This window comes from Ruegeria sp. YTSC004 (genome assembly GCF_059609805.1).
In genome coordinates this window covers 163,023-176,787 of sequence record NZ_JBXWMJ010000003.1, presented here as the reverse complement: position 1 = coordinate 176,787, position 13,765 = coordinate 163,023, and the positions used below count along the sequence as shown (strand labels likewise).

Genomic DNA, 13,765 nt, shown 5'->3' with positions numbered 1-13,765 from the left:
GGTTGGGGCAAACACGCCCCAACCGCAAATCCGCTTGAGGCCAATGGCCTTGCCAGCTAATCACGACGCGCAAAGGAGCATGCCCCATGTCAATGAACAGTTTTGGCCACCTTTTCCGCGTCACCACCTGGGGTGAAAGCCACGGGCCCGCGTTGGGTGCGACCGTCGATGGCTGCCCTCCGGGTGTCACAATCGACGAGGCGATGATTCAGCAATGGCTGGACAAGCGCAAACCGGGTCAGAATAAGTTCACCACCCAGCGGCGCGAGCCAGATCAGGTCAAAATCCTGTCGGGCGTGTTCGAAGGGCAAACCACGGGTACTCCGGTGCAGCTGATGATCGAGAACACGGATCAGCGCTCGAAAGACTACGGCGATATCATGGACAAGTTCCGTCCCGGGCACGCCGATATCACCTACTGGCAGAAGTACGGCATCCGCGATTATCGCGGCGGCGGGCGCAGCTCGGCCCGGGAAACCGCATCGCGTGTGGCAGCGGGCGGGCTGGCGCGAGAAGCCATCAAGCAGATCGCACCAAACGTGCAGATTACCGGCTACATGACGCAGATCGGCCCACACAAGATTGACCGAGGCAATTTCGACTGGTCGCAGATCGAACAGAACCCGTTCTGGACCCCGGATGCCCAAGCGGCCAAGGATTGGGCGGCTTACTTGGACGATCTGCGCAAGTCCGGAAACTCGGTTGGCGCGATTGTTGAGGTTGTGGCACGCGGCGTGCCTGCCGGGATCGGCGCGCCGGTATATGCTAAGTTAGACACTGATTTGGCCGCTGCGATGATGTCGATCAACGCGGTGAAAGGCGTTGAGATAGGCGAAGGTATGGCCGCTGCCGAACTGACGGGTGAGGCAAACGCAGACGAGATCTTCATGGGTCAGAACGGCCCTCAATATAGCTCAAACCACTCGGGCGGCATCCTGGGCGGTATCTCGACCGGGCAAGACATCGTCGTGCGCTTTGCGGTCAAGCCAACTTCGTCGATCCTGACGACACGCAAGACCATCACCAAATCCGGCGAAGAAACCGAGATCATCACCAAAGGCCGCCACGACCCCTGCGTCGGTATCCGCGCCGTGCCCGTGGGTGAGGCGATGATGGCTTGCGTGATCCTGGACCACCTGCTGCTGCATCGCGGCCAGATCGGAGAGAACCGTGGACGGATCGGCTGATCTGCGCACACGCCTGCGCGCCGTCGTTGCGCAGCGTATGGAAACCGACCCCGCGCATGATCTGGCCCACTTGGACCGGGTCTGGGTGAACGCGCAGGCCATTGCAAACGACCAGACCGACATGCCCGTGCTGCTGGCTGCGGCGTACCTGCATGATCTGGTCAACCTGTCGAAGGACGACCCCGACCGCCACTTGGCATCGCGCCGATCGGCTGAGGAATCAGAGTCTATTCTGGCTAATCTGGTCTATTCCGAGGACCAGATTCAGGCGATCAAACACGCGATTGAAGCGCACAGCTTTTCGGCCAACATTACACCGGAAACGCCCGAGGCCTGCATCTTGCGCGATGCGGACAGGTTGGATGCGCTGGGGGCGATTGGCGTTGCCCGGAACTTCTCGGTTTCCGGCGCGTTGGGACGGTCGCTTTATGATCCGGCGGATCCCTTTGCCGCCAACCGTCCACTGGACGACCTGCATTTTTCGATCGACCACTGGAAGGTCAAACTGCTGGGCTTGCCTGGTGATATGTTGACCGAGGGTGGTCGAGAAATTGCACAGCGCAGAATCGCGCGCATGATCCGGTTTCTGGAAGAGTTCGCCCAAGAGATCGGCAGTCCCCTGCCAGCCGATTGGTCCAATCTGTAAACAACACGTTGATCTTTCCCTACCAAAAGCGCAGGTTCGCGCCGATGGCAAAACCCTTAACATCGCATCGACCTTTGCTGGCCGTCGCTCTGAAAACGAGCGCGGTGTTTCTGTTCACGGTCATGGCGGCGATAGTCAAAGCGCAGTCCGATCACTTCCCACCTGGCGAGATGGTGTTTTTCCGATCCCTTTTTGCCATTCCGGTGATTGTCATCTGGCTGATGGCGCGCGGAGAGTTGGCGCAAGGATTCAAAGTCCGTAAACCCTCGGGCCATTTTTGGCGCGGCGTGCTGGGGACCACCGCGATGGGGCTAACTTTCACCGGCCTTGGCTTGATCCCGCTGCCCGAAGCGACGGCGATTGGCTATGCCACCCCGATTTTCACCCTGATCCTTGCCGCGGTGATGCTAGGCGAACGCATCCGAAAGATCAGAATCGCCGCCGTGTCCATCGGGCTTTTAGGTGTCCTGATCATGATCTGGCCCAGACTGGGTGGCAACAACATGGAAGCAGCGGCCACCTTCGGCGCATTGTGCATTCTGGGCGCAACGGTTGCCCGGGCCTTTGTGCAGATCCACATCCGGCAATTGGTGCAGGTCGACCATCCTGCGGCCATTGTCTTCTATTTCTCGATGACGGCGACCATCCTGTCCGGGCTGACCATCCTTTGGGGGTGGGTCATGCCCACATGGGAACAGGCGGGCTTTTTGATTCTGGCTGGTCTGATCGGAGGTGTTGCCCAGATTCTGGTGACTTCATCCTATCGCTTTGGGCAGGCTTCGATGCTGGCGCCCTACGACTACACCTCCATGCTGTTTGCCATCGTCATCGGTTATGTCTGGTTCAGTGAACTGCCAACGCTGGTCATGCTGGCCGGAGCGGCGCTGGTGATTGTCGGTAACGTCGTGGTGATCTGGCGCGAACATCAACTGGGCTTGGAGCGCGGAAAGGCTCGCGCCGTCACCGATCCCAAAGCCTGACCTTTACCTTTGCAGAACTTCCCCTAGGGTGTGCCCAACAGAAGATGAGGGTTTCCCATGAGCGACGCAGAAGACCACAAGGAAAAGATGCAGAAGGTGCAGGCCCAGCACCGCAAGAAAGTGTCCGAGGCCGTTGATCCGGACCGCGGGCTGGTGCTGATCAACACTGGCAAGGGTAAAGGAAAGTCTTCGGCCGCGTTCGGGGTCGTGATCCGCGCGCTGGGTTGGGGTCAGAAGGTCGGCGTTGTTCAATTCATCAAAGGCAAGTGGAAAACCGGCGAACGTCGCTTTTTCGAAGAACGCGATCTGGTGACCTGGCACACAATGGGCGAGGGTTTCACCTGGGATACCCAGGACCGCGAACGCGACATTGCTGCCGCAAACGCCGCCTTTGACAAGGCACGCGCCCTCATGTCCAGCGGTGACTACGATCTAGTCGTTTTGGACGAGATCAACATCGCGCTTCGGTACGAATACCTGTCGGTTGAACAGGTGATCGATGGGCTGAAAGAACGGTCTGACAAGACCAGCGTGTTCCTGACGGGTCGGGACGCACCGCAGGCGTTGCGGGACTATGCCGATCTGGTCACCGAGATGACCGAGGAAAAGCATCCGTTTCAAGCCGGAATCAAAGCCCAGCGCGGCGTGGATTTCTGAGGATCAGAATCTAAACAGCCCCCCTCAGGGGCTGTTAAGCTGGCGGGTTTTCGTTGAGAAACCTGACCGATCCGCGTCGACACGCGGCGCTGTCCGGCAGCGGTTGTTCAGCCCTGTCACCCTGGGCCGCCTTGGGTTTGTCGACATAGGCGCAATAGTCGTCGTCACAGCAACATCCGCAAGCGGTGGCCGCTTCGTGCCGTGCCATGATTTCGTCAAGTGGGTCACCCATCGTCACTTCCTGTTGCGCGTGTCGTTTCCGAGGCGGTGGCGCGCTCTCACCAGGCTATACGCTAAGCCCGCAGACCGCCTCGAAACCCCGTGCTGGATGCTAACACATCTGGCCTTGATCTTTATCTGATTATTTTTGTCGGAATTTGCAAGATCAAAATAGCACTTCCTGGATAACCCCACAGTTGATCGACGGTGAACGAATTTATTTCAGGCGTTTAGAGAGAACCAATTTTCTGAAATCTCCCTTTTTAGGGCCACATATTCTGGCGCATGCCGCGATAATCAGACCAGAGAGCCGCCTGTCGATGAGACAAGCGGCTCTGGGATTTTGGAAATTCACGTTGTTGCGGTGAACCCAAGGTGAGTCAGGTTCAGGCCGTAACACCCTGCTCTGGCGCGCTAAGCGAGATGACGGCGACCACCGCAGCCCCGTTCAGCCAGTAAAAGATCGCATCCAATCCCGAAAACCCAAATAGGCTGGGCGCGGCCAGGAAAACGACGCCGACCAGAAGATCGACCGCCAAGTGAAAGTTGTAGGGAAGAACGCGCCAGATCCCCAAATGGTGATCCGTCAACACCGTCAGGACAAACGCCGCGACGCCGGTGATCACCGACAGCCACAACGCCATCGGGTTGGATTGCCCCAGTCCAAGCAAAAAGGGCAGCCCCATCAGCGCAAAGGCAACAGGGTAGTCCAGATAGGCGTGAATATTGCGGGTGACAAAGCGGAGAGACATGAGAGTTCCTTTCCTGATATGGGATGACCTCAAACTAGGAAAGAAACTCCGAACGTTTAATTCTGGATCGTTCGTGAAACGTTGCAGATCGTCCAGAGTTTCAATTCGATCAGTGCATTGATCGATAGGCGGCTGGCGATACGCCAACCTGCTTTTTGAACACCCGCGAAAAGGCGGCTTCCGAGGCATAGCCCACCTCGGCCGCGGCATCGGCCACGTTCCAGCGGGCCTCAGTCAATCCGTGACACGCAATCTGCATGCGCCAATCGGTCAGATACTGCATGGGCGTTGTCCCCATCTTGTCTGCGAATAGCTGTGCGAACGCAGTGCGAGACATTCCGGCCTCACGTGCCAAAGACTCGACGCTCCACTCTTGCGCGGGCGAATGGTGAAACGCAGTCAATGCACGCGAAATGCGGGAATCGGCGAACCCGGCAAGCGCGGTTTCGCTGGGGCTTTGATGTTCAAGATGGGCCCGAATGGCCTGCGCAAACAGGACCTCGGACAGTTTCAACGCTATGAGGTCACCACCGATCCGCGCGCCGTTGATCTCGGACCCGATCATACGCAGGGTGGCTTCGATCCAGGCCCCGGCTTCCTCGCCATAGTTTTCGATCAGGATGTATGGGGGAAGCCGATCAATCAGCATATGCCCTGTTCCCTGTCGCCCCGGCGGTCCGGTGAAAGAGAAATGACCGCAGATCAATTGCGTATCGCGGCTTTTGTCTTCGCCGCCATAAATCAGAACCCCGTCGCCTTTGTACCCGGCCTCTTCCAATACGTGTTCAAGCGGCAGGGCATCCATTGGCTGGACCTCACTGCACAGCAGCGCGTGGGCAGATCCGTGCGGGATCAGGATCAGATCGCCTTGCTTCAATCGCAGGGTTTGCCCTGTGTTAGAGACAAAAACTTTCAACTCTCCGCGTTGTACAAAGTGAAATCTGGCCACATTTTGATAGGCCGGCACCTGTATACCAAAGGGCGGCGTGAAAGAGGTTCGAAAGTAGAATGTGCCCTTCAAGGACAGGCGGGTGAGAATATCGCTAAGCAGATCCAACATTGGATTAAGATAGACGCGGCCGCGCGTTCGTCCAGCTATGTGAACGATCTGCAAAGATTCTTGAACGTGCGGCAATGAAAAAGCCCCCGCGAAAGCGCGAGGGCTTCTTTCAATGCATCTGAGAGTTATCAGGCGCGCACAAGCGCCTCATAATCGGCGGCGATCTCGCGGGTCAGGTCTCCGACCTCAAACGTATAATCGCCGATCTGGCCCACCGGGGTCACCTCAGCTGCGGTGCCGGTCAGCCAGCACTGTTCGAAATCCGCCATTTCCTCGGGCTTGATGCGGCGCTCGTGGACGGTGATACCTTTGTTTTTCAGCATCTGAATGACGGTCTGACGGGTGATCCCATTCAGGAAGCAATCAGCCAGAGGTGTATGTACCTCACCATCTTTTACGAAGAACACATTCGCACCGGTCGCCTCGGCCACGTAACCGCGCCAATCCATGAACAGCGCGTCCGAGCAGCCCTTGGCCTCGGCCTTATGCTTCGAGATGGTGCAGATCATGTACAGACCCGCCGCCTTGGCGTGCACCGGAATAGTTTCCGGGCTGGGGCGTTTCCATTCCGCGATATCCAGCTTGGCACCCTGCATCTTGGCGTCACCATAATAGGCACCCCAAGGCCACACGGCGACGGCCATCCGGACCGGGTTCTTGGCTGATGCCACACCCATGTCTTCCCCCGAGCCACGCCAGACCAGCGCGCGGACATAGGCGTCCTGCAGACCGCTGGCTTTCAGCGCTTCTTCCTTGGCGGCCTCGATGTCATCCACCGAATAGGGCATAGGCATGTCCAGCGCTTCGGCCGAGGCAATCAAACGCTCAGAATGTTCGCGACTTTTGAAAATCTTGCCGTTATAAGCACGTTCACCTTCGAACACCGAAGACGCATAGTGCATCGCATGGGTCAGGATGTGCACATTGGCTTCGCGCCAGGGCACCAGTTTGCCATCCAACCAGATGACACCGTCACGATCATCATACCCCGCCATGCGAAACCTCCTGACCTGGGAAAAATTTCCGATTATTGCGCTGATTAAGTCCGTTTCGGACATAAAGTTACGCAAAAACTGCGATTCGATACCTGTCCACTCTTGGAATGTCAATAACGCTGACATAAACTCGGAACGAGTAACGAATGAGGCATACTATGTCGGATACCCGCCCCGCCCCAGCCTTTGGTGGCGAGAGCCTTTTGTTTTTGACCGACGAACAGTTGCGGCAGGGGATCGAGGCGATGTTTTTCGCCTATCGCGGCTTTACCGCAGATCCTGATCGCATACTGACCGAAATGGCCTATGGACGGGCGCACCACCGGGCAATCCACTTCATCAACCGCGCCCCGGGTACGACTGTCAACAACCTTCTGGCCATTCTGGGCGTAACAAAACAGTCTCTGAACAGGGTTTTGCGGACGTTGATCGACGACGGTCTGGTCGAAAGCCGGGTCGGATCAGTGGACAAACGCGAAAGACACCTATTTCTGACAGAACAGGGCAAGGCGCTAGAGGCCAAACTGTCTGAGGCCCAGCGCGTTCGAATGCGTGCGGCGTACAAAAAGGCGGGACCCGAGGCTGTGTCGGGGTTTCGTAAAGTGCTTGAAGCAATGATGGATGCTGATATGCGTCATGCCTATACGAAACTGCGGGATACCACCTCATGAACGAAATGGATGCCCATCTGCTGATCGTCGACGATGACGAGCGCATTCGCGATCTGTTGAAGAAGTTTCTGATGCGGAACGGATTTCTGGTCACGGCTGCAAGGGATGCAGCACATGCACGGCGGGTGCTTTCGGGGTTGGATTTCGACATGATCGTGCTGGACGTGATGATGCCCGGCGAGGATGGGGTCAGCCTGACCAAGGCGCTGCGCGAAACCCATACCACTCCTATCCTGCTGTTGACCGCGCGCGGCGAAACCGAACATCGCATTGCCGGGCTTGAGGCCGGTGCGGATGACTACTTAGCCAAACCGTTCGAGCCAAAAGAGCTGTTGTTGCGGATCAATGCGATCCTGCGGCGGATGCCGGAAACACCTGCGCAGGACGCGACGGCGAAGATACTGCATCTTGGTCCGGTCCGGTACGATATCGAGCGTGGCGAGATGTGGCAGGGTGAAGACCCGGTGCGCCTGACGGCGACCGAAAGCCAGTTGATGAAGATTTTTTCGGCCCAGCCCGGAGAGCCGATCAGCCGAACCAAACTGGTCGAAGATCTGGGCCGCGACAAGGGTCAGGCGCAGGAACGCGCGGTGGACGTTCAGATCACCCGTCTGCGCCGCAAGATCGAACAAGACCCCAAGCAGCCGCGTTACCTGCAGACCGTCCGCGGCGCCGGATATATGCTGGCACCTGATTGATTCAGCCGCGGCGCTTTCTTGCCTTGGGCGAGGATATTTTTGGCCAGATGAAGATGGGATCCCGATGACAACCGCCCTTTTGACCCACGCAGATTGCCTTGATCACGTGACACCGCAAGGTCACCCCGAGAGGGTGGCGCGGTTAGAGCATATTCTGCATGCGTTAGAAGGCTTGGAACTGACACGTGTAACCGCCCCTTTGGCGGCGGATGACGACTTGCTGCGCGTGCATCCGGAAAGCCATATCCGTGAAATTCGAAATAGCAGGCCATCCGATGGCTTCAAACAGATTGACGGCGACACCTTCATGTCGCCGGGGTCGGTCGATGCAGCCTATCGCGCTGCCGGGGCGGTCGTGCGCGCAGTAGACATGGTTTTGGGCGGCGAAGCCTCGAATGCGTTTTGCGCCATCCGCCCGCCCGGTCACCATGCCGAGACCGAAACGGCAATGGGGTTCTGCCTGTTTGGAAACGCCGCGCTGGCTGCCAAACACGCATTGGATCATCATGGATTGAAGCGCGTAGCTGTTGTTGATTTCGACGTTCACCACGGAAACGGCACGCAGGATCTGCTGTGGGATGAAAGAGGTGCACTGGTGATCACCAGCCAGCAAATGCCGCTGTGGCCTGGATCGGGGCGCCCGGATGAAACCGGCGCTTATGAGACCGTTTTGAACATCCCGCTGGCACCCGGCACTGGTGGGGCCGAGATGCGGACAGCTTACGAGACGCAAGCCTTCCCGAGGTTGCGCGCATTCAAGCCGGAACTGATCATCATCTCGGCAGGTTTTGATGCGCATCAGGACGATCCGCTGGCCAACTTGAACTGGTCTACAGGCGATTTTGCTTGGGTTACAGCCGAGCTGTGCAAGATCGCCGATGAGCTGTGTGAAGGTCGTATCGTCTCGACTTTGGAGGGCGGGTATGATCTGAACGCCCTGGCCGAGGCCACTCGTGCCCATGTGGAAGAACTGATGAAGGCAGCCCGATGACCGATACTCCTGTTGATCAGATGACATTCGAACAAGCGATGAAAGAGCTTGAGGCCGTTGTCGGCCAGTTGGAGCGTGGGGACGTGGCGCTGGATCAGTCCATTGCGTTGTATGAGCGCGGTGCCGCGTTGAAGAAACGCTGCGAAGACGAATTGAAGCGGGCTGAAGAAAAGGTTGCGGCAATCACGTTGGACGCCAATGGGCAGCCAACCGGGACGACGCCTGTCGAAGGTCAGTAAATGTTCAAGGAAATTCTGGCGCAGGATGCCTCGCGGATTCAGGCTCAGTTCGATCTGGTCCTGAGCGCGCTGGACGAATTGGATGTTACCCGGGCGATGGCCTACACCACGCAGGGCGGCAAGCGATTGCGTGGGTTTCTCGTGCTGGAAAGCGCGCGGATGCATGGCATCGACTCAACACAGGCAATCTGGCCTGCGACAGGCATCGAAGCGCTGCACGCCTATTCGCTGGTCCATGATGACCTTCCCTGCATGGACGATGACGATCTGCGTCGTGGACGTCCGACCGTGCACTTAAAGTGGGACGAAGGCACCGCCGTTCTGGCCGGTGATGCCCTGCAGACATTGGCCTTTGAGCTGTGCACCCGGCCCGAGGTCGGAAATGCAGAGGTTCGTGCTGAATTGGCTCTAACCCTGGCCAAAGCAAGCGGTGCGCAGGGAATGGTGCTGGGGCAAGCGCTGGATATGGCGGCTGAAACAACGGCCGCGCCCCTGACATTGGAGCAGATCACCACGCTGCAGGCTGGTAAGACCGGGGCGCTGATTGAATGGTCCGCCTGCGCCGGTGCGCGGTTGGCCCAGGCAGATCCCGAACCCTTGCGCCAATATGCCCAGGCGCTTGGCCTTGCTTTTCAGATCGCTGATGACATTCTGGATGTTGAAGGTGATGCCGAGAAGGCCGGCAAACGATTGCAAAAAGATGCCGAGGCAGGCAAGGCCACGTTTGTTTCGCTTTTGGGTCTGAACGCCGCAAAATCCCGCGCTGTAGAACTGGTCGATCAGGCCTGCGCGGCGTTGGATGGATACGGTGCCAAGGCTGAAACCTTGAAGGACGCGGCCCGCTTCGTTATTGCCCGGGACAGCTAAGCCAGGAACGCCAAATGTCTGACCGCCCGAACACGCCCCTGCTGGACCTTGTGAACCGCCCTGCGGATCTCAAGCAGTTTTCGGACGCGCAATTGCATCAGGTGGCGCAGGAGTTGCGGTCCGAGACAATCTCGGCCGTGTCTGTCACCGGTGGGCATCTGGGCGCGGGTCTGGGCGTGGTCGAATTGACGACCGCCCTGCACGCCGTGTTCGACACGCCGCGCGACAAGATCATCTGGGACGTTGGTCATCAGTGCTATCCGCACAAAATCCTGACCGAACGGCGCGACCGTATCCGTACCCTTCGCATGAAGGACGGGCTGAGCGGCTTCACCAAGCGCAGCGAGAGCCCCTATGACCCGTTTGGCGCGGCGCACAGTTCGACCTCGATCAGCGCTGCGTTGGGTTTTGCCGTCGCTCGCGATCTGGGCGGCGTGACCCCCGAGGGATTGGGTGATGCGATCGCCGTGATCGGTGACGGCTCGATGTCTGCCGGCATGGCCTTTGAGGCGATGAACAACGCCGGCCACCTGAAGAAACGCCTGATCGTCATTCTCAATGACAATGAAATGAGCATCGCACCGCCAGTTGGCGCGCTGTCCAATTACCTGTCACGCATTTATGCGGAAGAACCGTTTCACGACCTGAAAGCCGCCGCCAAAGGTGCGGTGTCTTTGTTGCCGGAACCTTTCCGCGAAGGGGCAAAACGCGCCAAGGAGATGCTCAAGGGCATGGCCGTGGGCGGCACATTGTTTGAGGAGCTGGGCTTTTCTTATCTCGGTCCAATCGACGGGCACGATATGGATCAGCTGTTGCCTGTCCTGCGCACGGTCAAGGCCCGCGCCACTGGCCCGATCCTGATCCACGTGCTGACAAAGAAGGGCAAGGGGTACGCCCCCGCCGAGCAAGCCAGGGACAAAGGTCACGCGACAGCAAAGTTCGACGTGGTAACGGGGGAGCAGAAGAAAGCGCCCTCAAACGCACCATCTTACACGTCGGTCTTTGGCAAAACCCTGGTGGAAGAGGCCGCATGCGATGACAAGATCGTTGCTGTCACGGCCGCGATGCCCGACGGAACCGGGCTGAACCTGTTTGCGGAACGCTATCCGTCGCGCTGTTTCGATGTGGCGATTGCCGAACAACACGGTGTGACCTTCGCCGCCGCTCTGGCTGCGGGGGGGATGAAGCCCTTCTGCGCAATTTATTCCACATTTTTGCAGCGTGGATACGATCAGGTCGTGCATGACGTGGCCATTCAGCGCCTGCCGGTTCGTTTTGCGATCGACCGTGCAGGGTTGGTGGGCGCAGATGGCGCGACCCATGCGGGGTCGTTCGATATCGCCTATTTGTCCAACCTGCCCGGCATCGTGGTCATGGCCGCAGCGGATGAGGCCGAGTTGGTGCATATGGTGGCCACCGCTGTCGCGCATAATGAAGGCCCGATTGCGTTCCGCTATCCTCGCGGCGAAGGTGTCGGCGTCGACTTGCCGGAACGTGGCGAGGTTCTGGAAATCGGCAAAGGCCGGATCATCCAAGAAGGCGCACGGGTCGCACTGTTGTCCTTCGGGACACGGCTGGCCGAAGTGCAGAAAGCGGCCGAAGCTTTGACTGCGCGTGGGATCACCCCCACTATCGCTGATGCTCGATTTGCCAAGCCCTTGGACCACGACCTGATTTTGGATCTGGCCGCCAACCACGAGGCGTTGATCACCATTGAAGAAGGTGCCATCGGCGGCTTTGGCAGCCATGTTGCCCAACTTTTGGCCGATGAAGGCGTCTTTGACCAGGGTCTCAAGTATCGCTCGATGGTTCTGCCTGATACCTTTATCGACCAGGCCAACCCCGCAGATATGTATACAGTAGCGGGCCTGAATGCCGAGCAAATCGAGGCCAAAGTGCTATCCGTTCTGGGTGTAGCAACCATCGGCGAAAAACGCGCCTGAGGCATGAAGCTAGGCAACTGAATTTCACCGTTGTTGGAAAATCTGCAAGCACCGCTCTTGACGGAAATTTCGGGCAGCCGCCGAATTCAGTCGCTTTTGGGTGAGTCCTTGAGAACACAGGAACCGCTTGAGTCCCGGCGCAGCGTTCCCGCTTCCCCGCATTTCTGATAGTAGTAAGAAAAACAAAAACTCCACCCTTGAGCAGGCGGGCGGATGAGAAACATCATGGCAGTTTTGGTCGCGCTTTTTTTGATGAGCGTGGCGGCAAGTTCAAAAGAGATTCAGGTTGGCAATGATCCGGGGGGGCGGATTGTGGATCGCATGGTCCAGATCGAAATCGCCAACCGGACCAACGCGCAATTCCAGATCAACGGGGACTATTGCCACTCTAGTTGCACCATGCTGCTGGGTGCTGACGATGTTTGCGTTTCGCCCGAGACGATCTTTGGCTTTCACGGCCCCCATCACCCAAACCGAACGAAAATGACGGCAGATGAGTTCGACAGGAAAAGCGCGTCACTATCTAGCTACTACCCAAATCCGATCAGAAACTGGTTCATGTCCAAAGCAAGGTTCGCCGGGCCCAATGAGCTTTTTTATGTGACGGGTGAGTACCTGATAAACCTCGGCGTGCAGGAATGCGCTTAGAACGCTAGCATCTCAATACCGCGGCTGTTCCCGTCAGGTCATTCGCGCAGGCACACATTGAACTGAAAACAGAGTTCGGTTTTATCCAGAGCCTGATGTCCTGTTCACGGCGGTCGCTGAAACTCGCCCGATAACCACCACTACAGGTTAGTCGGCGTCTTCCATCTTCGTTGCATTGAGTTGCGCGAAAAGCTCGGGCCCGATGCGATCATACAGTTCGATCTGCGTCTCTAGAAAGTCGATATGACCTTCTTCATCCGACATCAGGCTTTCGAACAATCCCATTGAGACATAGTCTCCGGCCTCTTTGCAGACATCCCGCGCTTCCTTGTAAAGCGCCCGCGCGCTTTGCTCTGCTGCAAGATCGCATTCCAGCGTTTCACGCGGGTTTTCACCGATCCGCAGGGGATCAAGTTTCTGCAGGTTGGGATGCCCTTCCAGAAAGATGATACGTTCAATCAGTTTGTCGGCGTGTTCCATCTCTTCAATGGATTCTTCACGGCTTTTCTTGGCCATGCTGCCAAGACCCCAATCGTCTTGCAGGCGATAATGCAACCAGTATTGGCTGACGGCCGTTAGTTCGTGGCGCAGAGCTTTGTTCAGGTATTCAATTACCTTTTTGTCACCTTTCATGATGAAACTCCTTGGCTGTGTCTAAGAACTGGCGTGGAAACAACTTTTTAAGCTGAATGCTACCACCAGAGCGGCTTAACCCGAAACCTTCAAATATCTGTTTTGAAACAGGTATTTGCAAGTTTCCTGACGATTCTCGTTTGAATCAGAACCCGTCACTTGAAAGCGTTTTTCCACCACACTTACGATTCCCTGATACCTGCTTACCGATCGGAAGCATGGCCCTTGCGGATCAAAATTACGCGGGCAAACAGCTCCGGAGATTGAGCTGCGCTAGCATCCGATGATAGCCCGCAGGATCGAACCAAAAGTGAGATACGAGGTAGGCCGCTAGTTTAGCATAACTTTACAGGGGAACGTGGTGCCTCAAGAGGGACTCGAACCCCCGACCTTGTCCTTACGAAGGACCTGCTCTACCAGCTGAGCTATTGAGGCAAGCGACGGTTCCTTTAAACCCTCGGGCAGATGCGTGCAAGTCTCGATATCCTCGGACGCCTACCGGTGTGTGATGGTGATTCCCGCAGCTCAGATCGCTTGAAGCCCATTCCATCACCACGCTCCAGCAAGAATATCACGCCT

General features: G+C 57.4%; 16 protein-coding genes and 1 tRNA gene. 11 read left to right on the top strand and 6 right to left on the bottom strand.

Features of this window, described 5'->3' with window-relative positions:
* Positions 1–86: 86 nt before the first annotated feature.
* From aroC to cobO, 4 genes are read left to right on the top strand one after another with little or no spacing between them, the layout of a single operon-like run.
* Positions 87–1,187, top strand: coding sequence for a chorismate synthase (aroC, locus tag AC2FFP_RS07815; protein WP_496726172.1), 1,101 nt, complete (start codon positions 87–89; stop codon positions 1,185–1,187).
* The gene (locus AC2FFP_RS07810) at positions 1,171–1,833 is read left to right on the top strand and encodes an HD domain-containing protein (RefSeq protein WP_496726173.1); all 663 of its coding nucleotides are present in this window, start codon (positions 1,171–1,173) and stop codon (positions 1,831–1,833) included. Before aroC ends, AC2FFP_RS07810 begins: the two co-directional genes overlap by 17 nt.
* A gap of 44 nt (positions 1,834–1,877) precedes the next feature.
* Positions 1,878–2,813, top strand: a complete 936-nt coding sequence (locus AC2FFP_RS07805) for a DMT family transporter (protein ID WP_496735150.1) — start codon at positions 1,878–1,880, stop codon at positions 2,811–2,813.
* Positions 2,814–2,870: 57 nt separating this feature from the next.
* Positions 2,871–3,470 (top strand): cob(I)yrinic acid a,c-diamide adenosyltransferase, encoded by a 600-nt coding sequence (cobO, locus tag AC2FFP_RS07800; protein WP_496735152.1) that lies wholly within the window; start codon positions 2,871–2,873, stop codon positions 3,468–3,470.
* A 34-nt stretch (positions 3,471–3,504) separates the two neighbouring features.
* Here cobO and AC2FFP_RS07795 read toward each other — a convergent pair whose 3' ends face one another.
* From AC2FFP_RS07795 to AC2FFP_RS07780, 4 genes are all read right to left on the bottom strand, one after another.
* Positions 3,505–3,702 (bottom strand): hypothetical protein, encoded by a 198-nt coding sequence (locus tag AC2FFP_RS07795; RefSeq protein WP_145975814.1) that lies wholly within the window; start codon positions 3,700–3,702, stop codon positions 3,505–3,507.
* Between the two features lie 373 nt (positions 3,703–4,075).
* Positions 4,076–4,441 (bottom strand): SPW repeat domain-containing protein, encoded by a 366-nt coding sequence (locus AC2FFP_RS07790; protein WP_496880877.1) that lies wholly within the window; start codon positions 4,439–4,441, stop codon positions 4,076–4,078.
* A 109-nt stretch (positions 4,442–4,550) separates the two neighbouring features.
* Entirely contained in the window at positions 4,551–5,501 is a 951-nt protein-coding gene (locus AC2FFP_RS07785) for an AraC family transcriptional regulator (RefSeq protein ID WP_496765775.1), read from the bottom strand.
* A gap of 128 nt (positions 5,502–5,629) precedes the next feature.
* Positions 5,630–6,496 (bottom strand): branched-chain amino acid aminotransferase, encoded by an 867-nt coding sequence (locus AC2FFP_RS07780; RefSeq protein WP_496765778.1) that lies wholly within the window; start codon positions 6,494–6,496, stop codon positions 5,630–5,632.
* A gap of 158 nt (positions 6,497–6,654) precedes the next feature.
* Here AC2FFP_RS07780 and AC2FFP_RS07775 point away from each other — a divergent pair, with 158 nt between their 5' ends.
* The 7 genes from AC2FFP_RS07775 (at position 6,655) to AC2FFP_RS07745 (ending at position 12,553) form a co-directional block, all read left to right on the top strand.
* Positions 6,655–7,167 (top strand): MarR family winged helix-turn-helix transcriptional regulator, encoded by a 513-nt coding sequence (locus AC2FFP_RS07775; protein ID WP_058272723.1) that lies wholly within the window; start codon positions 6,655–6,657, stop codon positions 7,165–7,167.
* Positions 7,164–7,865, top strand: a complete 702-nt coding sequence (locus AC2FFP_RS07770; protein WP_496765780.1) for a response regulator — start codon at positions 7,164–7,166, stop codon at positions 7,863–7,865. Before AC2FFP_RS07775 ends, AC2FFP_RS07770 begins: the two co-directional genes overlap by 4 nt.
* 64 nt (positions 7,866–7,929) lie before the next feature.
* Positions 7,930–8,856 carry a histone deacetylase family protein gene (locus tag AC2FFP_RS07765; RefSeq protein WP_496880876.1) on the top strand — a complete coding sequence of 309 codons (927 nt, stop codon included), beginning with the start codon at positions 7,930–7,932 and terminating at the stop codon, positions 8,854–8,856.
* Positions 8,853–9,095, top strand: coding sequence for an exodeoxyribonuclease VII small subunit (locus AC2FFP_RS07760; RefSeq protein ID WP_058272726.1), 243 nt, complete (start codon positions 8,853–8,855; stop codon positions 9,093–9,095). The genes AC2FFP_RS07765 and AC2FFP_RS07760 overlap by 4 nt, the downstream gene beginning before the upstream one ends.
* Positions 9,096–9,962, top strand: coding sequence for a polyprenyl synthetase family protein (locus AC2FFP_RS07755; protein ID WP_496765783.1), 867 nt, complete (start codon positions 9,096–9,098; stop codon positions 9,960–9,962).
* Positions 9,963–9,976: 14 nt separating this feature from the next.
* Complete coding sequence (gene dxs / locus AC2FFP_RS07750; protein ID WP_496880875.1) at positions 9,977–11,905, top strand: 1-deoxy-D-xylulose-5-phosphate synthase; 1,929 nt, start codon at positions 9,977–9,979, stop codon at positions 11,903–11,905.
* 225 nt (positions 11,906–12,130) lie between these two features.
* Complete coding sequence (locus tag AC2FFP_RS07745; RefSeq protein ID WP_496765785.1) at positions 12,131–12,553, top strand: hypothetical protein; 423 nt, start codon at positions 12,131–12,133, stop codon at positions 12,551–12,553.
* Between the two features lie 147 nt (positions 12,554–12,700).
* Here the strand turns inward: AC2FFP_RS07745 and bfr are convergent, their stop codons facing one another.
* Positions 12,701–13,186, bottom strand: a complete 486-nt coding sequence (gene bfr, locus AC2FFP_RS07740; RefSeq protein WP_496765786.1) for a bacterioferritin — start codon at positions 13,184–13,186, stop codon at positions 12,701–12,703.
* A gap of 359 nt (positions 13,187–13,545) precedes the next feature.
* Positions 13,546–13,621, bottom strand: a tRNA-Thr gene (locus AC2FFP_RS07735).
* Between the last annotated feature and the right edge of the window lie 144 nt (positions 13,622–13,765).

Bases quoted from the DNA above. Each gene is read 5' to 3' on its own strand.
- AC2FFP_RS07790 (WP_496880877.1), bottom strand. From the start codon at position 4,441: ATGTCTCTCCGCTTTGTCACCCGCAATATTCACGCCTATCTGGACTAC.
- AC2FFP_RS07795 (WP_145975814.1), bottom strand. From the start codon at position 3,702: ATGGGTGACCCACTTGACGAAATCATGGCACGGCACGAAGCGGCCACC.
- aroC (WP_496726172.1), top strand. From the start codon at position 87: ATGTCAATGAACAGTTTTGGCCACCTTTTCCGCGTCACCACCTGGGGT.
- cobO (WP_496735152.1), top strand. From the start codon at position 2,871: ATGAGCGACGCAGAAGACCACAAGGAAAAGATGCAGAAGGTGCAGGCC.
- AC2FFP_RS07770 (WP_496765780.1), top strand. From the start codon at position 7,164: ATGAACGAAATGGATGCCCATCTGCTGATCGTCGACGATGACGAGCGC.
- AC2FFP_RS07780 (WP_496765778.1), bottom strand. From the start codon at position 6,496: ATGGCGGGGTATGATGATCGTGACGGTGTCATCTGGTTGGATGGCAAA.
- dxs (WP_496880875.1), top strand. From the start codon at position 9,977: ATGTCTGACCGCCCGAACACGCCCCTGCTGGACCTTGTGAACCGCCCT.
- AC2FFP_RS07765 (WP_496880876.1), top strand. From the start codon at position 7,930: ATGACAACCGCCCTTTTGACCCACGCAGATTGCCTTGATCACGTGACA.
- AC2FFP_RS07755 (WP_496765783.1), top strand. From the start codon at position 9,096: ATGTTCAAGGAAATTCTGGCGCAGGATGCCTCGCGGATTCAGGCTCAG.
- AC2FFP_RS07785 (WP_496765775.1), bottom strand. From the start codon at position 5,501: ATGTTGGATCTGCTTAGCGATATTCTCACCCGCCTGTCCTTGAAGGGC.
- AC2FFP_RS07805 (WP_496735150.1), top strand. From the start codon at position 1,878: ATGGCAAAACCCTTAACATCGCATCGACCTTTGCTGGCCGTCGCTCTG.
- bfr (WP_496765786.1), bottom strand. From the start codon at position 13,186: ATGAAAGGTGACAAAAAGGTAATTGAATACCTGAACAAAGCTCTGCGC.
- AC2FFP_RS07775 (WP_058272723.1), top strand. From the start codon at position 6,655: ATGTCGGATACCCGCCCCGCCCCAGCCTTTGGTGGCGAGAGCCTTTTG.
- AC2FFP_RS07745 (WP_496765785.1), top strand. From the start codon at position 12,131: ATGGCAGTTTTGGTCGCGCTTTTTTTGATGAGCGTGGCGGCAAGTTCA.
- AC2FFP_RS07760 (WP_058272726.1), top strand. From the start codon at position 8,853: ATGACCGATACTCCTGTTGATCAGATGACATTCGAACAAGCGATGAAA.